The sequence below is a fragment of the Synechococcus sp. A10-1-5-1 genome (assembly GCF_023115425.1).
In the GTDB taxonomy this organism is placed as follows: Bacteria; Cyanobacteriota; Cyanobacteriia; order PCC-6307; family Cyanobiaceae; genus Vulcanococcus.
This window is the reverse complement of sequence record NZ_CP096032.1, coordinates 2,353,619-2,371,379: the sequence shown is the minus strand read 5'-3', so window position 1 is coordinate 2,371,379 and position 17,761 is coordinate 2,353,619. Positions and strand designations below refer to the sequence as shown.

General features: G+C 61.2%; 30 protein-coding genes. 13 read left to right on the top strand and 17 right to left on the bottom strand.

The features are described from left to right. Positions 1-5 precede the first annotated feature (5 nt). The 6 genes from MY494_RS12890 to MY494_RS12865 all read right to left on the bottom strand — a co-directional run bounded on the left by MY494_RS12890 (position 6) and on the right by MY494_RS12865 (position 2,444). Complete coding sequence (locus tag MY494_RS12890; protein WP_247910642.1) at positions 6-188, bottom strand: hypothetical protein; 183 nt, start codon at positions 186-188, stop codon at positions 6-8. Positions 189-263: 75 nt separating this feature from the next. Further along, the gene (locus MY494_RS12885; protein WP_247910641.1) at positions 264-425 is read right to left on the bottom strand and encodes a hypothetical protein; all 162 of its coding nucleotides are present in this window, start codon (positions 423-425) and stop codon (positions 264-266) included. Between the two features lie 268 nt (positions 426-693). Next, positions 694-840: a hypothetical protein gene (locus tag MY494_RS12880; protein WP_247910640.1), complete on the bottom strand. Its 147-nt coding sequence runs from the start codon at positions 838-840 to the stop codon at positions 694-696. A gap of 242 nt (positions 841-1,082) precedes the next feature. Further along, positions 1,083-1,556 (bottom strand): cupin domain-containing protein, encoded by a 474-nt coding sequence (locus MY494_RS12875; protein ID WP_247910639.1) that lies wholly within the window; start codon positions 1,554-1,556, stop codon positions 1,083-1,085. A 30-nt stretch (positions 1,557-1,586) separates the two neighbouring features. Further along, the gene (locus tag MY494_RS12870) at positions 1,587-1,823 is read right to left on the bottom strand and encodes a hypothetical protein (protein ID WP_247910638.1); all 237 of its coding nucleotides are present in this window, start codon (positions 1,821-1,823) and stop codon (positions 1,587-1,589) included. Between the two features lie 219 nt (positions 1,824-2,042). After that, complete coding sequence (locus tag MY494_RS12865; RefSeq protein WP_247910637.1) at positions 2,043-2,444, bottom strand: YccF domain-containing protein; 402 nt, start codon at positions 2,442-2,444, stop codon at positions 2,043-2,045. 294 nt (positions 2,445-2,738) lie between these two features. Here MY494_RS12865 and MY494_RS12860 point away from each other — a divergent pair, with 294 nt between their 5' ends. The 3 genes from MY494_RS12860 to MY494_RS12850 are packed head-to-tail and all read left to right on the top strand — an operon-like array spanning position 2,739 to position 3,465. Further along, the gene (locus MY494_RS12860) at positions 2,739-2,975 is read left to right on the top strand and encodes a high light inducible protein (RefSeq protein ID WP_247910636.1); all 237 of its coding nucleotides are present in this window, start codon (positions 2,739-2,741) and stop codon (positions 2,973-2,975) included. 20 nt (positions 2,976-2,995) lie between these two features. Then, entirely contained in the window at positions 2,996-3,211 is a 216-nt protein-coding gene (locus MY494_RS12855; protein WP_247910635.1) for a chlorophyll a/b-binding protein, read from the top strand. Positions 3,212-3,267: 56 nt separating this feature from the next. Further along, positions 3,268-3,465 (top strand): hypothetical protein, encoded by a 198-nt coding sequence (locus tag MY494_RS12850; protein ID WP_247910634.1) that lies wholly within the window; start codon positions 3,268-3,270, stop codon positions 3,463-3,465. Between the two features lie 19 nt (positions 3,466-3,484). On the opposite strand, the gene MY494_RS12845 is transcribed toward MY494_RS12850, so the two are convergent. Then, positions 3,485-3,775, bottom strand: coding sequence for a hypothetical protein (locus tag MY494_RS12845; protein ID WP_247910633.1), 291 nt, complete (start codon positions 3,773-3,775; stop codon positions 3,485-3,487). 123 nt (positions 3,776-3,898) lie between these two features. Between MY494_RS12845 and MY494_RS12840 the strand changes: the two genes are divergently transcribed. Further along, positions 3,899-4,207 carry a hypothetical protein gene (locus tag MY494_RS12840; RefSeq protein ID WP_247910632.1) on the top strand — a complete coding sequence of 103 codons (309 nt, stop codon included), beginning with the start codon at positions 3,899-3,901 and terminating at the stop codon, positions 4,205-4,207. A gap of 45 nt (positions 4,208-4,252) precedes the next feature. Then, positions 4,253-4,423: a hypothetical protein gene (locus tag MY494_RS12835; RefSeq protein ID WP_247910631.1), complete on the top strand. Its 171-nt coding sequence runs from the start codon at positions 4,253-4,255 to the stop codon at positions 4,421-4,423. A gap of 61 nt (positions 4,424-4,484) precedes the next feature. Here the strand turns inward: MY494_RS12835 and MY494_RS12830 are convergent, their stop codons facing one another. Both MY494_RS12830 and MY494_RS12825 read right to left on the bottom strand, forming a co-directional pair. After that, positions 4,485-5,507: a rod shape-determining protein gene (locus MY494_RS12830; RefSeq protein WP_247910630.1), complete on the bottom strand. Its 1,023-nt coding sequence runs from the start codon at positions 5,505-5,507 to the stop codon at positions 4,485-4,487. Positions 5,508-5,608: 101 nt separating this feature from the next. Further along, on the bottom strand, positions 5,609-7,096 hold the full coding sequence (locus tag MY494_RS12825; protein ID WP_247910629.1) for an FAD-dependent monooxygenase: 1,488 nt from the start codon (positions 7,094-7,096) through the stop codon (positions 5,609-5,611). 149 nt (positions 7,097-7,245) lie between these two features. On the opposite strand from MY494_RS12825, the gene MY494_RS13225 reads away from it, so the two are divergent. From MY494_RS13225 to MY494_RS12815, 3 genes are read left to right on the top strand one after another with little or no spacing between them, the layout of a single operon-like run. Beyond that, positions 7,246-7,380, top strand: coding sequence for a hypothetical protein (locus tag MY494_RS13225; RefSeq protein ID WP_010316060.1), 135 nt, complete (start codon positions 7,246-7,248; stop codon positions 7,378-7,380). 4 nt (positions 7,381-7,384) lie between these two features. Continuing rightward, positions 7,385-7,579, top strand: a complete 195-nt coding sequence (locus MY494_RS12820; RefSeq protein ID WP_247910628.1) for a hypothetical protein — start codon at positions 7,385-7,387, stop codon at positions 7,577-7,579. A gap of 2 nt (positions 7,580-7,581) precedes the next feature. Continuing rightward, entirely contained in the window at positions 7,582-7,791 is a 210-nt protein-coding gene (locus tag MY494_RS12815) for a hypothetical protein (RefSeq protein ID WP_247910627.1), read from the top strand. A 3-nt stretch (positions 7,792-7,794) separates the two neighbouring features. Here MY494_RS12815 and MY494_RS12810 read toward each other — a convergent pair whose 3' ends face one another. Next, the gene (locus tag MY494_RS12810) at positions 7,795-8,211 is read right to left on the bottom strand and encodes a hypothetical protein (protein WP_247910626.1); all 417 of its coding nucleotides are present in this window, start codon (positions 8,209-8,211) and stop codon (positions 7,795-7,797) included. 159 nt (positions 8,212-8,370) lie between these two features. Here MY494_RS12810 and MY494_RS12805 point away from each other — a divergent pair, with 159 nt between their 5' ends. The 4 genes from MY494_RS12805 (at position 8,371) to MY494_RS12790 (ending at position 9,852) form a co-directional block, all read left to right on the top strand. Continuing rightward, positions 8,371-8,538, top strand: a complete 168-nt coding sequence (locus MY494_RS12805; protein WP_247910625.1) for a hypothetical protein — start codon at positions 8,371-8,373, stop codon at positions 8,536-8,538. Between the two features lie 348 nt (positions 8,539-8,886). Beyond that, positions 8,887-9,216 carry a hypothetical protein gene (locus tag MY494_RS12800; RefSeq protein WP_247910624.1) on the top strand — a complete coding sequence of 110 codons (330 nt, stop codon included), beginning with the start codon at positions 8,887-8,889 and terminating at the stop codon, positions 9,214-9,216. A gap of 48 nt (positions 9,217-9,264) precedes the next feature. After that, positions 9,265-9,546, top strand: coding sequence for a hypothetical protein (locus MY494_RS12795; RefSeq protein ID WP_247910623.1), 282 nt, complete (start codon positions 9,265-9,267; stop codon positions 9,544-9,546). A gap of 6 nt (positions 9,547-9,552) precedes the next feature. After that, entirely contained in the window at positions 9,553-9,852 is a 300-nt protein-coding gene (locus MY494_RS12790; protein ID WP_247910622.1) for a hypothetical protein, read from the top strand. 23 nt (positions 9,853-9,875) lie between these two features. Here MY494_RS12790 and MY494_RS13220 read toward each other — a convergent pair whose 3' ends face one another. From MY494_RS13220 to MY494_RS12780, 3 genes are all read right to left on the bottom strand, one after another. Then, positions 9,876-10,004, bottom strand: a complete 129-nt coding sequence (locus MY494_RS13220; RefSeq protein ID WP_255439388.1) for a hypothetical protein — start codon at positions 10,002-10,004, stop codon at positions 9,876-9,878. A gap of 122 nt (positions 10,005-10,126) precedes the next feature. Continuing rightward, entirely contained in the window at positions 10,127-11,155 is a 1,029-nt protein-coding gene (locus MY494_RS12785) for a DUF4912 domain-containing protein (RefSeq protein ID WP_247910621.1), read from the bottom strand. A gap of 93 nt (positions 11,156-11,248) precedes the next feature. Continuing rightward, entirely contained in the window at positions 11,249-12,154 is a 906-nt protein-coding gene (locus tag MY494_RS12780) for a polyphosphate kinase 2 family protein (protein WP_247910620.1), read from the bottom strand. Positions 12,155-12,306: 152 nt separating this feature from the next. Here MY494_RS12780 and MY494_RS12775 point away from each other — a divergent pair, with 152 nt between their 5' ends. Continuing rightward, complete coding sequence (locus tag MY494_RS12775; protein WP_247910619.1) at positions 12,307-12,834, top strand: L,D-transpeptidase; 528 nt, start codon at positions 12,307-12,309, stop codon at positions 12,832-12,834. Between the two features lie 348 nt (positions 12,835-13,182). On the opposite strand, the gene MY494_RS12770 is transcribed toward MY494_RS12775, so the two are convergent. The 4 genes from MY494_RS12770 to asnB form a co-directional block, all read right to left on the bottom strand. Beyond that, positions 13,183-13,341 (bottom strand): hypothetical protein, encoded by a 159-nt coding sequence (locus tag MY494_RS12770; RefSeq protein ID WP_247910618.1) that lies wholly within the window; start codon positions 13,339-13,341, stop codon positions 13,183-13,185. A 273-nt stretch (positions 13,342-13,614) separates the two neighbouring features. After that, the gene (locus MY494_RS12760; protein WP_247910617.1) at positions 13,615-14,334 is read right to left on the bottom strand and encodes a DUF1028 domain-containing protein; all 720 of its coding nucleotides are present in this window, start codon (positions 14,332-14,334) and stop codon (positions 13,615-13,617) included. Beyond that, positions 14,331-15,611 (bottom strand): Zn-dependent hydrolase, encoded by a 1,281-nt coding sequence (locus MY494_RS12755; protein ID WP_247910616.1) that lies wholly within the window; start codon positions 15,609-15,611, stop codon positions 14,331-14,333. Before MY494_RS12755 ends, MY494_RS12760 begins: the two co-directional genes overlap by 4 nt. A 90-nt stretch (positions 15,612-15,701) precedes the next feature. Then, positions 15,702-17,750: an asparagine synthase (glutamine-hydrolyzing) gene (gene asnB / locus MY494_RS12750; protein ID WP_247910615.1), complete on the bottom strand. Its 2,049-nt coding sequence runs from the start codon at positions 17,748-17,750 to the stop codon at positions 15,702-15,704. Positions 17,751-17,761: the final 11 nt, after the last annotated feature.

Sequence of the window (17,761 nt, the reverse complement as noted above, 5' to 3'; positions counted from 1 at the left end):
CCGCACTAGCGCTTTGGTGTCGTGCGGTCAGCCTCGGCCAGGTTGCAATCCACGCGGGCCAGGCGCTCCATCACCCGATGGAGATCCAGCTCCGAGAGCTCGCCGCTAGCCGTCCACTTCATGCAGGTGGAACCCAGGCAATCGCTGGGCCCTGGCTGACCAACTCCAGGCTTGTTCAGGGCTTTCATCACGCCCTCCTGTCTTCTGATGGATTCACTCTCGAACCGCCGAAGGCGGAGGGCCTACCCCCAGATGGGGGCAGTTCACTCGGCGTAGGTCTGCGCCAAGGCCGTGAGCAACTCGGAGATGAATTCACCAGGGCAACCCAGCTCCTGCTGCAGCTCGTCGCACTCATCGCGGAAGAACTCCAGCGTGCGCGCGATCACTCCATCCCGCTGCTCAGGGGTAGGCGTCCAATCAGCCATGGGCAACACTCGAGCTGGGGCAATGATGATCAAACCAGCCCAGCGATCCCCCGTGAGTCAGCCGCCCCAGATGGTTCTGGCTGGCGTTTCTCAGCATTTTTAAAGATCTGGTTGTAGCAATGAGCACACTGCCCCAGCTCGAAGCGAGGCCAAGATCACAGGGCTGGCGGAGCGCCTTGGCGCCCGCAGAGGAAGACACCCTGCGCCGTCAGCATCCATGAGAACGCGGGCCCGACAGAGCGGGCCCGCCCCTCAACCCCAGGCGTCCTCAATACGGAAGCGTGAAGCCCGACTGCATGTTTTTCACGTCGAGCATCACCCAGGTGAGCCAGACGATGAGGCCAATCACCCCAGAGACAGCCGCAACCCTGCCGGAGAGGCGCAGGAGCCATTCCCAAAGACTGATCTCTTTCACCGGCCTCGCCGCAACAGCTGCATCCTGCCTGGTCAAAACACCAACCGACGCGGCAGAAGCCAGGCAAATCTGGCAGGCTTAAGCGACTGCAAGGGAAGTCCCCATCAGCCTTCCGGCCTCCGATTTAGCGCATCTGGCGCGCTGTGCCTGGCTCCGGCAGCAGTGCGCCAGCGATAGCGAGCGCGCCAACCGCGAGTTCGCGACCTTGCTGATGTGGCACCAGGCCGCCAGCTCCTTTGTGGCTAATGCGGGGGCTGGGCCGTCGTTGTCAAAACCGTCGTAGGGGAACCCTCTACGCCCGCATAAAAGACCACGAGCTCCACCGGTTCAGTCCCCAGGGCACGCCCGGTGTGGACGGTATTGACCACCTCAACCAAGGCCTCTCCCTGACGGAAGGTATGACTAGAGCCATCGAGTAATTCCAGGGTCAAGGCACCCTTGAGAACCACCGCAGCGTTGATCACGGGATGCCAATGCAGCGGCAGACGCACCCCCGAAGGAATCGTGATTTTCAGCACCTTGATCTGGGGCTGACCGGACGGATAGCGAGGCAAGGTCTGTCCATCCCACTCCCGACTGGAGTTGGCGAGTTCCGTGACCTCGACACCAAGGGCCCCCGCGCCATGGTCATCGTGGGCCTTGACCTCAAGCGTCAGGGTGCTGCAGAGGACAGCCAGGGCTAAAGGGGTTAACCACGAGCAACGGTTCACGGGCATGCGTCCTAGAAGGGAGCCATGGAACACGTCTTATTGGCCTTTCTGGCGTTTGGAGCCGCTGTGTTGAGCCTGATGGCCTGGATGGTCGCCTCCTTCACGAGCGGCCGGGTGCGCTAACTCCATCAGCTCCGCATCAATCGCCACCAGGGGCCCGCTCAGATGGGAACGCCGCGCCAGGGCGATCGCCTGCTCACGGCTTTCCGCCTGCACTGAGCGCGTGCCACCGGCGGAGGAGTTACAGCTCCAGACCTGATAGCGCCGAAGCATGGCAAGCAAGAGGTGGACCCTCGTCCTAGCCACAGAGTCACCCAGCGACACAAGGGGCAGCAAAAGCTGAACAGAACCCTGCCTCCCCCAACCCAGATGCATTGATGTCGCTATGGAGAGGGGCCCAGCCCTGCTTCCGTGCCGCTCCTCACCGATCCCATTGAACTGATCTGGGGAATCGCAGGCCTACTCAAAGCCTCCCTCTGGGACGAACCGAGCTCAACGCTTCGGAACGACCGTCATCCCAATGGGAGCCAAGGCAATCAGCGCCAACTTGATGTGCTGCAGCCCAAAGGGAATGCCCACAACCGTCAAGAAGCAAGCCAAGGCTGACGCCAGATGACCAACCGCCAGCCACCAACCCGCTACTAGAAACCAAATCACGTTCCCCACGCTCCCCAGGGGCCCAGTCCCCCAATCGCGGCGGCCCGTTAGAGCCTGGCGTGAGATTGCCTCTTGACCAAAGGGCCAGAAGGAAAAGTTCCCGATCACAAAACAAGAGCGGGCCCAGGGCAAGCCCACGACACTGATGGCGCAGAGCAAGCCAGCGAACCACCAACCCAGGCCCATCACCAAACCACCCAGGACAAACCAGAGGAGGTTGAACAGGAAGCGGAACAAGACCGAGGCGCATCAACTGATGGGACTGTCGAGGCGATCCGGACGGCTTGCCAAGGCCGGTTACAAACGGTTACAGTCGCTTTACGTTTCGCAACACCGCCATGGAATCCGATTACGGAATGGCCATCACAGCGATGGTTGTGGTGGGTGTCCTCCTCACCGCAGGGGTGGTGTTCGTTCTCTCTCGGCCCACCGATCTGGGCCCCACCCGCAAATAACGATGGCACTGACCGCACTGCTTCTCTTTGCCAGCTGGATCGCCGCTTCTCTGCTCCAACCCACCCCTCAACAACCATGAACAACAACCAAGTCACTGATCAGTGGTGCCAGCACCGCGCTGAAGAGTCCATCCACCAGCAACAACTCCAAGACGTCGAGCGCTTCAACGGCCGGATGGCGATGCTGGGCATCGTGATCGGAGTCATCACTGAAGGCCTCACCGGTCAGGGCATTGCTCACCAGATCGGCCTTGGTCCTCTGATCGACGGCTACGCCACCTGCCACACCCAGTACCTTCCCTTCTGCTTCTGAGTCAGCCAAACCCGCTCGAGATGAACAAACAGGAGTTCCGCTACGAACCGGTTGAGTCCTTCGGCAAGAGCATGACGTCACCAAGGCCTTGGGACGTCTCGGCTCTCAGTGGCGTCGAGCGACTCAATGGCCGAGTCGCCATGCTCGGTTTCGCCGCCGCGCTGATTGGTGAATGGCTCACCGGCTATGGCCCTGCCGGCCAGGTCATGGCGCTCGTGCGCTGGTACCTGAGCTGAAAGACTGACATCGCTCCCATTGCGTAGCTAGGCCTAGGTCAGAGCCCAAGGACGCGATGAACCACATTTTTGAGGTCTTTCACTCCGGGCCGGCAGACTTCGGCCGGTTTCATGTCGTCGCTGAAAATCGGCAGCACGCCAAAGCCATGGCTGAGGCGGATTTTCCGCAGCACCAATTCGCGGTGTTTCGCAGCGAACTGATCAGGCCGGAATGGCGCTACCAGTTGCTCAGCGAGTGGCGCTCAACGCTCTAGCGGCGTCCTTGGAATCCCCTCAATCACAGCTGGTGGAGCGGGAATAAATCAACCCCAACTCTGAGGCCCAAGCCAAGAGATTGTTGGTGGCGGTCAGAACCTCGAGGGATCGACTCCAGGCCTCATGCAGATCCGAGGCCTCGAGCACATAGCGCTCTGCCCAGTCGTAAGAACGCACCAATCCACAAGCCTCCTTGAGGCGATGTGGAGTGAGATCGTGGGACTCCACGCGCTCGATCAGGCCCTTATCCCAAAAGGCCCGGCCGACGCCACGCTCACCAGCAAAACTCTGGTGAAGGGTCGAGAGCACAGTCTCGAATTCTGGTCGTTGGATCTGGTCCATGAACCAGGCCTAACACTCTCTAAATAACTCGCGCAGGCGAAAAAAACACTGGCGAGGACCAAGGCTTGCCTTAGCCAGTCGACCTGAGCCATGACAAGACCGGTGGCAGGGGCAGAACCCGAAACCCCGCCAGCGATGGCCCTCGGACCACCCGGGGGCTTTTGCATCCCAGGGCACCGACGAAACGACGAAGCGATGGAGCGTTGCGCGATCAATCAAGAACGAATCCTGGTGATCACCCCGAAGGGGTCCACCATTGAGGCACTCAGCGATGGCGACTATCGGGTCTGCTGGGCCTCAGGGGTTTGTCAAACCGTCAGCGGATTGCATCGAGCCAATGTTCTGCTCTATTGGCATGAGGAAAACAACAGGGAGCGCTGCCACCCGAGCCACCCTTGACGGCGCATTCGGGACTTGTTTGATGGGCTCGACTGCGGATCCTTGATGAAGATCAAGACAACGTCCCTCCAGGTCGCAACCCGGGAATCCCTGAGCCTGCTAGACGACCTGCGCTCTGAACTCGCACCCAGCACGATGGGGACCGCGCAGTGGAGGCGGATTAACCAGTTAGAAGACAAATTGCTGGCACTCTTGGCCCTTGCTCAAGTCAGCTGAGGCACAAAAAGGCCCCCGGGATAGAACCCCGGGGGCCTTGGCTTTGAGGCCGGAGTAGACCTCAGGAATCAGCGCTGGTGCAGCGCTTGAGGTTTTGCCAATCCTCAATCACTTGTCCACAGCCATTGACCACGCAGTGCAGCGGGTCATCGGCAACGATGGTGAAGATACCCGTGGATTCCGTAATCAAATCGCTAATGCCCGGGATCAAGGCACCACCACCGGCGAGCACGATACCGCGGGCGTGAACATCAGCGGCGAGCTCAGGGGGAGTGCTTTCCAAGACACGCTTGATCGTGTCAACGATGGCACCGAGGGGCTGTTGGATTGCTTCGCGAATTTCACCAGCGGTCACGGTGATGCTCTCGGGCAGTCCGGTGCGGTTGTTGAAACCGCTGACCTCCATGTGGCGATCATCATTGCGAGCATTCGCATGGGCAGAGCCAATGCTGATCTTGACCTTCTCGGCGGTGGCTTCACCGATCACCAAGCCATAGGTCTTCTTCAAGTAATCGGCGATGCTCTCGGTGATTTCATCACCAGCAATTCGGATCGACTCACTCTCCACCGGAGAGCCCAGGCTCAAAACCGCGACATCGGTGGTACCACCGCCGATATCAACAATCATGCTGCCGACGGGCTCGGTGATCGGCAGCCCAGCACCAATGGCAGCGGCCACCGTTTCATCGATCAGATAGACCTCTTTCGACCCGGTGATTCCGGCTTCACGGACCGCCCGGCGCTCTACATCGGTGATGCTGCTGGGGATTCCAACGACCATCCGAGGCGCGGTCGACTTACCGGCATTGCCTCGGCGCATGAAGGTTTGAATCATGAGCTCAGCGGCGGCGTAATCAGCAATCACGCCATCGCGCAGGGGGCGAATCGCCTGAATCGCTTTGGGGGTTTTACCGATCATGCGTTTCGCGCCTTCTCCCACCTCCAGTGGGACGCCTCTCTCTAAATCAAGAGCGACAACAGAGGGTTCGTCGAGGACAATCCCCTTGCCTGATACGTACATCAGGGTGTTCGCCGTCCCCAGATCGACACCGATGGAAGAGGTAGTCCGGAAAGGCCAGAACATGGTTTTTTTGCTGATCAACCCAAAACTGATCAAATGCGAATATCCGTTGTTCGGACTTAATCAAGTCTTCCACTTCTCGATGCAAGTCGTCGAAAAGCGGCTCAGCGCCACTGATCCCAAAGCGCCAGCAGGTCATCCTGATCAGCGCTGGAGGTGCAGCTGCAGAGATAGGCGTCCGGTCGGATCAGGTAGGTCCTGCCTGCGGCATACCCGGGCCGGGGCTCAGCGCTAGCCGGGACCACCCAATCCCTGGCCAAAGAGAGCTCCAGGGACGGCAGAGGAGCGCCAACGGACAGCAGTACAAAGCAACCTCTGCGAAGGAGCTCATAAAGCCGGGTCTCCCCGCTGGGGGCCTGGCAAGGCAGGTCAGGCGTGCGATCCCCGGGTTGCAATCCCGGTCCTGAGCGAGCCAAGACCGGAGACAAGGCGCTGCCGCGGTAGTGCAGATCGGTTTCACAGAGCTGCTGCACGAACCGGCCTTGGAGACGGCGGCTGCGGCCCAGGTTCGAGAACAGCAGATTGCGCAAGCGACGCAGCAGGGGCTGCCGCAGCAGGGCCACCCGAGTCAAAACAGAGGCATTGCGCAGCACCTGATCGCCAATTCGGCTGCGTTCAGGGGAATAGGTCTCCAGCAGATGCATCCCCGCTTTGTTCTGAATCACCAAGGCCAACTTCCAAGCCAGATTGAAGGCGTCCTGCATCCCGGTGTTCATGCCCTGCCCCCCCGCTGGACTGTGGATATGGGCCGCATCCCCGGCCAAAAAGACCCGTCCGACGCTGTAGCGATCGACCTTGCGCTCGTTGATTCGGAAATGGCTCAACCAGATCGGATCGTGGGCGCGGAAGCCTGATCCCAAGCGCTGCTGCACCAGGCTTTGAACCTGCTCCAGGCTGGGATCAGCCGCCTCCGCTCCTGAGACATCGCCAATGATGCGGAAGCGATCCCCAACGATCGGGAAGAGCGCCAAGATCCCATCGGGGTTCCAGACCACCGCCACCTGATCGGCAGCCGCAGGTCCATCAAGCTTGACGTCCGCCAGGACCCAGTTCGATTCGAGGGTTTCACCGCTGTAGGCCAGACCCAGTCGGTGGCGCACAACACTGTGGGCACCATCGCAGCCCAACAGGTAACTGCACTGCATCGTTTCCTTGCTGCCGTCAGCGCGGGTGAGTTCGGCGCATACACCGCTCTCAGATGCAGCGAAGTCGGTGAGTTCCAGTTGACGTTCAACCTGCACCCCCCGCTCCGCCAGCAGCTGGGCCAGAACCGCCTCTGTGCGGTTCTGGGGAATCATCAAGGCATAGGGAAAACGACTCTGCACCTTGGAAAAGGAGAGTGCAACGAGCAAGCGCTGTCCCACCTGAATCCGAGCGCCATGGCCCTGAATGCCAGCCTTCAAGAAAGGCTCGACGCAGCCGTGGAGATCCAACAGCTCCAGGGTCCTCGGCCAGATCACCAAGGCCTTGGAGCGATCGCTGGGTTGAGGGGCAAGGTCCACCAGCCGAACGGCGATGTCCTGCTGTCTCAGGGCGAGCGCCAGGGTGAGCCCCACGGGGCCCGCGCCTACAACCAACACAGGGCCTGACATCACAACTGCAGCAGATCTCTGCCAAAGCTGCACAACAACTCGGGTTGCTCTTCGGCAGTTCCATTTGTTTTTTGGCAGTTGCTTTTGCTGAAAGAGCAACCGGCACAGTGCGTTAAGGTCAGTTCCTCAAGCTGAATACAGCAGCAGATATGACTCTCGGCCGATTCCTGGTCTTCTTTGTGATCGGCCTGGTGCTAGCGACGGTGCTGAACCTGACCTGGCTCTACTGGATCCTGGCTGCTGCTGCCGCAACGGTCGCGATCAAGCTCTGGCTGAACCGATAGCCCCATGAAGGAGACCACCACCCACAACGGGGTCAATTACAAACTGACACGGCTGCCCTCGGCCTTGGATGCCAGCAAGGCGGCCAATCGGATCCGTCCTTGGATGAGCCGCAGTGAAGAACAGCAGCGCGCTCTCGAGCGGATTGCGCGGGTTCGCCGCGAGAGCGGAATCCCTTCCCCCGACGAGTGGATGTGGTGAGCATGGAACGCACGCTCAAAGGGATCGCCTATGTCTCGGTCTGGGTGATCCTGTGGGGAACGGTGGCCTCCTTGATGGACTACGTCCTGCTGGAGCGAGAGCTCTACGCCACCGGAAGCTTCGGTCAAGCGACGACCTTTGTTGGCTACGGCCTTGCCACGCTCGTGCTCGCCTGGCGATTCGCTCCTCGCTTTCTGCAGTCCGACGACTGATCCTTAGGTCTGCGGTTCAGGAGCTTGCTCTTTGACCTTGGGCTTGCTCTTCTGCGGAACGCTGACCTGGCCACACTGGTCATCCAGCACGGGCTTGTAAGAGGCTCGCACCTCCATCCAGTCGGTGCTGGGATCCCGCTGTTCAAACACCGCGAAGTGTTCAATCAACAGCCCATCCATCGCCTGCATGGAGCGGCAAAGGCTGTAGAGATCACCGGATTCCTGAGCTCCTAAGACCTGCGCGTAATGGCCCATGAACCGGGCATAGGGATCGGTCTCCGCCGCGGTGACGGACCCGGCGAGCAAGGCGACGAAAGCAGCACAGCCACCCAAGAGCGTGGCCGGACGAAAAGCAACGTTCATGGCCACGACCCTACCGATCAGGGCCAGGGAGAGATCCCCGATGGCAAGAGAAAGCAACCAGACCAGATGATTTTTCTCTGAACAGAGATAACAAAGATGCCTGATTAGGAACGCAAAGAGAAGCTGAACTCTTGAGGATCGTCAGCAGACAATCGCTAGCGGTAGGACGATCTTTCCATGGAATTAGCCATGTCAAGACACCAACTTGAACTGTTCATGCGTAAAGCCAAGGGCAACACCACCATGCAGCGCGAGCTCGACAAGTGCGGCTCAAACAACAGCTGCGTGGCCGCTGTTGCCCGCAAGCATGGACACAAGTTCTCCCCAGCCACCCTGACCCGCTGGCAAAACGACCACACCGAGGAGGCCCCGCCGGTTCACTAGGGAATGGGTATTAAGCCTCATTGCGCCTTCTCAAGAGCAGATCGATGCTGATGACATCGATCTCGGAGGCGTTGATGGACGACACTCCACCCCGCCAGAACCCAGGAGCGAGCTGACTGAAGGCCCCTGCTCCAACAGTCTTTCGAAACCGTGGGTGGGTCCTCTGCCCCGCAGCTGGACACTCCAACCTGCACCGTCTCAGGTGCCCTCCTGGAGTACACCGCCCCACACCTGGACACCTGGCCCCAGGTGACCTCCCTCAGCAGCTCCGACCACAATTCAAGACTGAGAAAGCCGGTTCCAACAGGGACCGGCTTCTTTATGGTCAGTTCACCAGCTCATCCCCCGTTGAACTGCCGCTGGCCCCTGCCGCTGGGCATCCTCAGCCTTGCGCTTATGGCGACCCAAGCCGCCCAAGCCCAGTCTCTGATGGGCTTACAACAGGCGGCAATCCGCTGCTTGAACGGAACCTCTCGGGCCGACTGCAGCGCAGCACTGGGAACCTCCCATCAACTGAAGAACCGCGCGGATGCCGCCAACGAACTGCGCTGTTACACAGCCCTACTGGGACTGGAATCGCGCCTGAGCATGGCCATGCAGGGGAGCGGATCGGTGGCTCGTGACCACAGCAGCCTCAAGGAAACGATTTTCGAATGTCGGGCTTTGAATCCTGGCTAGCCAAGCCATCCGCTGCCAGCCTTGGGAAGACAGGGGAAGGCCAAGTCCATGCACTCTGCACAAGCGCTTCGAGAGCGTTATGCCAACGGCAGCAGCAGCCCTGGTGAGGTCAACGCGATCGCGCTGGTCTACGCCTCGATCAAGACACTGAGCTTTCCCCAGGCTCTCGAGGAGGTTCACGACGGACTGGGCTACGGGATGGCCGAAGACATCGACTGCAGCCAAGGGGGGTTCCCCTGGGTCGAGGTGGAACGGTCCTTGGTCCCCTCTGGTCGACGCTGGATTAACGGACTGGAGTCATCCGTGGCTATCTCTAGGGAGAGCCGCTGAACCCCGATGATCGGTTGGCGCCAGTGCAGCACGGCGTTCGCCGCCGCCGCACTGCTTGGTTTGGGAGCACAGGGACTGGCCGCAGAAGGATCGGTCTCAGCGCAGTCTCCCCTGAGCCGTCAGCAGGCCTGGCAGGAGGCCATGTCAAAACTCCCTACCGGAGCAGTGGTCACGAGCAGTCGCTGCAATGACGTGGAGATCGGCTACAGCAATACGCGCTATTACTGCGTCCTGACCTTTACTCAGCCCGTTCAAGAACGACCCCAAGACGACGTCACTGGAGAAGGAGCCGCAACGCAACGCTGAACGTTGCGGCTTGGTTTGATCGCTCAGCTCTTCGCCGAAGCCTGAGACAGGAAGAAGACCAGAAGCGCAATCAAGCCAGCACCACCAATGGCCGGCAAGATCACGGGAACGCCTCGGGGAGCAACGGCAGAGGCAAGCACGAGGTAATCCATTCCAGAGCATTCAGAACTGGAAATTTTTAGCACCGGCGGAGGGGAGAGCGAGAGAATCCGAGACCTGTCGAAAAGCAGAGTCCGAACAGGCTCTGATCCGTCCTGGCGACGCCCCTATCGGCCTAGAACCACTCGGTCTGAGCCTCTTCGGCGGTGTTCACCCGAGCGTGGGGAGTGCGACGCTCAAACTCCATCGAAATCGAGCGCTCCTGCTCGCCATCCGCAGCGATCGCGCGCACTGGATAGAGCTGCTCGCCATCTCGGAAGGGGACATGAATGCGGAAGCTGCCGTCTTGCTCAAGCTGAACCTGCTGGTCGCCAATGAACAGGCTTGCGGCGGGATCCGTCGCGCCGTAGACAATCAGCTCAGCGTCAGCCACCAACCAGAAGGACCGCTCACGCACGGCACCCGTGCCTGATTCGCTGCGACCGCTTGCCCAGACACCGGTACCGGAATCATTCAGAGGACCCGGGGAATCCAGGTCGTATTCATGCAGCACCTCTGAGCCGACGCGGCGGCTGCGGGTGGGAAGCGTCGCGCGCTGGTAGTGCTGTTCGTGCTGCACCCCTGCACCCATGACGGGAGCGACCACTGCTTCAGCCACAGCGGTCGGGCCAGCCTCAAGGGAGAAGGGCACAAAGGCATCAGCGATGCGCTCGGAGGGTTCCACACCAGGAACCTGGGCCACCGCAGAGAAGGCCAGGGAGTACCAACCGCCAGAGCGCAGGCGGTAGCCCAACTCAACGCGATAGTCACGGCCATCGAGGGGAACAGGCACGAACCATTCGCTGGCGTTCGCGTCCACCACCAACTCCTGAAGGGTGTGGGGGTGGGACTGCTCAGCGGCCAGGCCCGTGACATCCGCCAAGCGGATGCAGAGCTGGGTCGCCCCTGCCCGCTGGGCCTTCTTGCGATCCGCGGCAGCGATGGACCAGAAGCAATAAGCCCACTGGGGATCCCGAGGCAAAAAGACCACGTGAGTGGTGACCTCAGGCAGCCCCTCAGAGACCTCGACTTGACCAATCGCTGGTGGTGCGATCCCGGGGACCGACTGCTTGATTTTCAGCTTGATCCCTGAGGGGATCAGATCACGAAGCCAGCCGAGGGGACGTTGGTTGCTGCTCTTATCGGTGAAGTTGCGTTGCGTCACGGGTCTCCCCCTGCTGGCCATGGGGTCCATCGTCACCGACTCCCCTTGCCCAGCAGCCGCTCTGTCAGCAGATCGCTACCACATGCGCAGCACCTATTCCGACAACAGTTGCTCGCGAGCCCTGGCCAAGGCCTGTTTTGCCTCAGGGCTGACCTCGGGATAGCGCAGGTCCAAGGCATCCAGGCGCTCAATCACGGCAGCAGCAACCACCAAACGGGTAAACCACTTGTGATCGGCGGGCACGACATACCACGGAGCCTGGGCTGTCGCCGTCTCGCGAATCATCTCCTGATAGGCCTGCATGTAGTCCTCCCAAAACCCCCTCTCGCGAATATCAGCCGCTGAAAACTTCCAGTTCTTCTCGGGCCGTTCCAATCGCTGCAGGAAGCGGCGCTTTTGCTCCTTCTTGGAGAGATGCAAGAAGAACTTCAGAACGACCACCCCGTTCCGGTTCAGATACTGCTCGTAGTGGCGGATGTCCTCGAAACGCTGTTTCCAGAGTTTTGGCCCCAGCAATGCAGGCGGCAGAGACTGCTTGGCCAACAGTTCCGGATGGACCCGGACAACCAAGGTCTCCTCGTAGTAGCTGCGGTTAAAGATGCCAATGCGCCCTCGCTCTGGCAGGGATTGGTTCGCGCGCCAGAGGTAGTCGTGGTCCAGATCCAGAGCGGAGGGAGCCTTAAAGGAACACACCTGGCAGCCCTGGGGATTCACGCCACTCATCACGTGTTTGATCGTTCCGTCTTTGCCGGCGGCATCCATCGCTTGAAAGACCAGCAGCACCGCCCATTTGTTTTGGGCATAGAGCCGCTGCTGAAGCTCCGAGAGCATCTCAACGCCCTGCTCTAAGGCCTCACGGGCACCCTTCTTATCGGTGGGCAGATCCAGGGTGTCGCCAGGGTCGATTTGCTCCAGTCGAAATCCATCCCCGTTTTGGATCCGATAGGGATTGACGAGGTGTTGGCACTGCTTGAGGACCTGGCTCAATTCCATCTCCATGGGCACCACAGAACACGAACCGCCTGAATTCACCCTGCCCACCGCAGACGGCACTGTCAGCCCTCAGGCTTGAGCCGACTGGACAAGTGGTTTTTCTCTGGTGAGAGAAAAAAAAGCCCCCCTAGGACACCTCGATCTCACAGGTGAGTCCCATGGGTCGCGGTCTCGGTCAATTGCTGGGCGGATGCGCGCTCCTGGCCTCCCTTCTTCAGCCCGCCACGGCCCAAGACCTGGCCCTCAGCACAAGCCCAAGGTTGACCTTTGAGCGCACCAACCGCCGCCTGCCTCGCACCGGCGATCCGATCTGGGACCTGAGGGTCGAGATCCCTGGACAACCCGTGCGGCATTTCGAGGCAGTCAGTGGACGCGCGGAATTCCAAGGGGCCAACCGACACCAGATGGGCAGCGAGGCACCCTTACCCCCGGGCCAGTACGTCATCGGCGCAGTGGAACCCCTCGGCCTGGAGTACCCACGAGAGCTCGGTCCGGTCTGGATCGGCCTCGAGCCTCTCTTCACGACGGGCCGGCGCGTCCTGGGCATCCACCTCGATCCCAGCGCCGGCCGCAACTGGAACAGTGGAACCGGAGGCTGCATCGGTCTGATCCATCGAGCCGACATGCTGACGCTCGCTGAGCTGGTGCGCCGCAGCTCAGCCCAGAACTTGGTCGTCAGCAACTAGGGAGACGCACTGCTGCCAACTGCAACGATCGTGGCTAGATCAGGATTACCGCCGAGGTGGAACAGCGGCCACCAGCGCTCCACTGATTCATGCCGGCGGCATGGTCTTCCTGCACAGGTTGCACCATTCCTCACACCACCCGACCCCGCCTCTGGCGGGGTTTTTTGTGCGCGAGCAAACCACAGGCTGTGCGGTTGAACAAGTGGTTAAAGAGAACTGGCACAGTGCCAGTCCGCTAGCGACGGTTGGTGCGTGTGAGGAGTGGATTCGCCCCAAGGCGTGGAAACAAGGTCACACCCTTGGTACGAATCCCGACCAGCCCTGCCTTTGGCGGGGCCTTTTTTTGGCTCAATCAGCGATCAATTCGCGCTTAAGCAGAACAGCCCCGTGGGAGAGCAGCAGGCGATGGCGCTTCACCTCCTCATCAAGGGGAACCACAACGCTCTGGGCCCCGCCATTGGTCCAATAATGGAGCTTGACCTGAGGCGTGATGGATGAAGGCGACATCTCAATCGAACCCATCATGCGGCAACGAATGACTCTGCTAATTGAGCCGTATTCGGCTAAGGGTTGACGTAGTCAGCGTTACGCCCCAAAACAGTCGCTGAACGGCACAGCTCAGCACCCGTAATTGTCGGCCGAAGCAACTGAGCAAAATCCTTGACAGCGAGCTCTTCACCATGGCGGTCATGGGGGAGACCATTAATGGCTGGATCCAGGCCAAATTGCCGAACCCGGTCCTGGCCCGCCCGGCAACAGGTCTGGTCCAGGACTCATCGCCTAAGCAACCGAAGAGTCCTCCCTAAACAGTGGAGCGACGGTTCGGTTTAAGGCCTTGCTGGCGGGATTGGGAAGTTCAGCAAAGGAATCACGCCATTGCTGCACCCAGAGTTGCTGACTGCGCTCATACAGCGCAGTCAAAGAATCAACAGCGCGCTCCTCGAAATCCACCCGCAGATCCAACAGAGGGAAAGCGGCTTCACCACTGACCTGTAGGGCAGCAGAGGTCGCATGAGTGGAGCGCAGATCTCCACCGGCCTCCTCACCCGCCCGCAGGGCTGTGAGCAGGCGTCGCCCCAACTTCCAAGAGGGGTCACTCAAGAGAAAGGCCTCCTCCATCGCCAGCAGAATCGCTTCACCGGTGAGCAAGTTCCCCGCGACGGCCAGATCGGAATGGCAGCGATGACTGGCGTAGGGTCCGCAGGCCCTACCGGTCCAACCCGCCGTGCGGCCGCAGGCATCAATCAGGTGCAGTTGGCGGTGCTCGATTTGGGGATCGTCCCGCAGCAGGCTCGCCAGGACCGCCTCCGCATCGCGGTTCTGCTCCATCCGCTCCAGACCGCAGATGCCGAGGTGGGGGTTCGTATGGGCCTGGGTGGCCACGGCGCCGACACCGGAGCGGATATGGGGCACGGTCGATCCAACGGCGAGATGACAGGTGGCCACGGCCACGCCAAAGCGGCCGTTGGAGGGATCACGCGCCAGGATCGAAAAGGTCATCCCTGAAGCTGCGCGTCGAGTCGCAGGAACGCCGAAAGCAGCACCGATGTCCCGGCCACGCACTGCTCAAGGCTGGTGTATTCCGCCGAGGAATGGCTGAGTCCCCGATGGCTGGGGACAAAGACCATGCCCATTGGCCAACGCCGGCCGAGTTCTTGGGCGTCATGGCTGGCACGACTGGGCAGCGGGCTGTGGGAGAGGCCCAGTTCTCGGGCCGCGTCGGCAATCGCGTCCATCAGCACCGGGGCAGCCGGAGTGGGGTCGACGGAAAACTGAGGGTCCATCGTCACACTGCAAGCGGTCGCCTCAGCGATGAAGGCAAGGCGCCGCTGGAGCTCTGCCGTCAAAGAGGACAACACCTCGGGATCCAGATCACGCAGATCGACGCTGCACTGCACCTCGCCGGGAACGACATTGGCGGCATTCGGCCAGACCTCAAACTTGCCAACCGTGGCCACGGGATCACCGGGATGCTCCAGGGCCAGGGCCTGAACAGCCAAGACCACCTGGGAAGCAGCCACTAGGGCGTCCTGACGCTGATCCATCGGCGTGGTGCCCGCATGGTTGGCCTGGCCGCTCACCCGAATCGTGAAACGCCGTTGTCCAACAACGCCCTGGACAACACCAATGCTGTCCCCACGCCGCTCGAGCACGGCCCCCTGCTCCACATGCAGTTCGACAAAAGCTGCAATCGCGTCATCACTGCGGGCGGCGCTGGCAAGCCGTTCCCAATCCCCCCCCAGACGGGCCAGGTTCCGCTGGATCGGCTCACCGTTGCTGGTGGCGTAATCGCTGGGATCACCGCTAGCGGTGCCGGCCATCCCCTTGCAGCCCACCATCGTGGACTCCTCGTCGGCAAAGACGATCAACTCAAAGGGATGCCGGAGGCGAAGCGAAGCATCCTGAAGAGAGCGAACCAACTCCAAGCCCGCCAAGACGCCGAGGGTGCCGTCGTAGCGGCCCCCCGTTGGAACGGTGTCGAGGTGTGAGCCGGTGACCAGAGCCGGGAGGCTTGGATCCAGGCCCTCAAGCCGGCCAATCAGATTTCCAGCGGCATCGATCCGCAGGCTCAAGCCTGCATCGATCATCCACTCGCTCAGCCGTTCGCGGCCCTGGCGATCTTCTGCACTGAAGCCGCGACGGCAAATCGAACCATCAGGCTGCAGTCCCACCTCCGCCATGGCCTCCAAGGACGCCAGCAGTCGCATGGCATTTGGAGTAGGCCGCCGCTGTTGGGTGGTGACGAGGGTGTCTAAGCCCGGGGCAGAGAGAACCAACCGGAGACCTTTCCGTTCAAAAGAGCATCCCCACCATCCAGGAGAGGTCCCAGAGGCCCCGTAACGGTTGTGACCGTTACGGGATGAACGTCAGCAAACGACCGCAGCCTCCCGAGCTGGGTGCCAGCCGAGGGCATCGGCCTTGGCCCGGGCCTGGGCCGGTACATCCGCGGCAATGAACATCCGGTGCAGCATCTGCACCCCGAGAAGGTGGTTGATCATTGCGTCCATCTGTACCCGGTCGGCATCGGTCGTCGACGGGTCGTCATGGCGGGCGAAGAGGGCCCGAACACCCTCGACGCTGAGTAGTCCCGCGGCCTCGATCGCCTCATCGCTGAGGTAGTCATTGGCCAACTGCTTCATCTGCTCCCACTTCTCGGGCTCGGTGTGGGCCGGCGGAGCCATGAAGGCGAATTTTTCGCGTTTGTAGAGCACCTCCGGCAGCAAGCCGGCCATGGCTTCGCGCAGGACGTACTTCTCCGTCTTGCCCTTGATCCGTAACTCCGGCGGCACCTGAACCGCCGCTGCGGCGAGGTGGTGATCCAAGAAAGCCGGACGGGCCTCCATGGAGTTGGCCATGTCCACCCGGTCACCGCCCCAGGTCAGGATTTGGCCCTCCAACATCGTCTTGATCCAGACGTACTGGGCCTTGTCGAGGGCGTGGCGTCCCTCCAGTTGTTCGGGATCCAGGGTCTTGGCGATGGCCTTGCCCGGGGAATAGCCGCTGAGGGCCTGGCGATGGGCGTCCGCCAGCAGGGCCGGCACCAGCGGCGCACAGGCCAACCACGGTTGGAGACAACTGGGGGTGAAACCCACAACCGCATCGAGGTCCGGATCATCCACTTGATCCGCCGCCAACATCGCCCCCTGCACCAGAGCATTGGACTGCTGCAACAGGCCTTCCCAGACTTTGCGCTCCTGCTTAGGCAGGTCCTGCAGACCATGCAGAAACATGTCGCGGCGGAACGCCGGGTAGCCACCAAAGAGCTCATCGGAGCCCTCCCCGGTCATCACCACCTTGTAGTTGACCTGGTTGACGTGGCGGCTCATCAGGAATTTCGCCACCGCCAAGGTGTTGTAGATCGTGCGCTCGGTGTGCCAGAGGGTGCGCTCCATCCAGCCGTAGAGCTCCTTGCCCGACAGACGCATGACGTCCTGCTCGGCCGCAGTGGCCTCGGCCATCTCCTTAGCAATCGGCGACTCGTCGTAGCGGGCGTCGTCGAAACCAATGGTGAAGGCCTTCACCGGGCTCTGGCTCACGGCGGCGGCCAGCCCGAGGATGGAGCAACTGTCGATGCCCCCGGAGAGGTAACAACCCACCGGCACATCGGCGACCATCCGCAGCTCCACTGCTTCCAGCAGCGCCGCGCGAATCGCCTCAATGTGATCGGCCTCGCTCCTGGTGCTGTCCCGCTCGCCCTGGCGCGGGAAGTCCATATCCCAGTACTTCCACGTCTCGACCTGGAGACTGCCGTTCCGGCGGCGCACGCTGATGCCGTGGCCAGGCGGCACCTGGTGAATCCCTTCAAAGGCCGTGGTCCCGGGGACCATCGTTTGCATCAACTGGTGGAAGAGCCCTTCCGAGGTGAAGCGGCGCTCCACCGCCGGATGGGCAAACAGCACCTTCAACTCGGAGCCGAAGACCAAGCCCTGGGGTGTCATCGTCCAGTACTGGGGCTTGATGCCGAAGCGATCCCGGACCAGATGCAAAACATCACCGGCTTCGTCGTAGATCGCGAAGGCGAACTCACCCCGGAGTTGAGGCAGGGTCGCCTTTAAACCCTGCTGTTGATAGAGGCGCAGCAGGATCTCGGAATCGCTCTTGCTGCTGAAGCGAACGCCGCGGGCCGTCAGATCGGCGCGAATCCGCTGAAAGTCATAGAACTCGCCGTTGTGGGCCATCAAGACCCGCGCTCCCGACCCCGGCTCTCCGCTCAGGAACGGTTGGCGCGCCCTGGTCTCGTTGAGATCAATGATCGAGAGGCGGGCGTGGCAAAAGCCCACCCCAGACGCATCGAGCGTGCGATAGCCAAAGCCGTCAGGACCGCGATGCTCCTGGATCGCCGCCATGTTGACCAGCAGCTGCGGATCAACGGGTTGATCCGCCCTAGTGCTGAAGACACCACCAATTCCACACATGCGCGTACCTC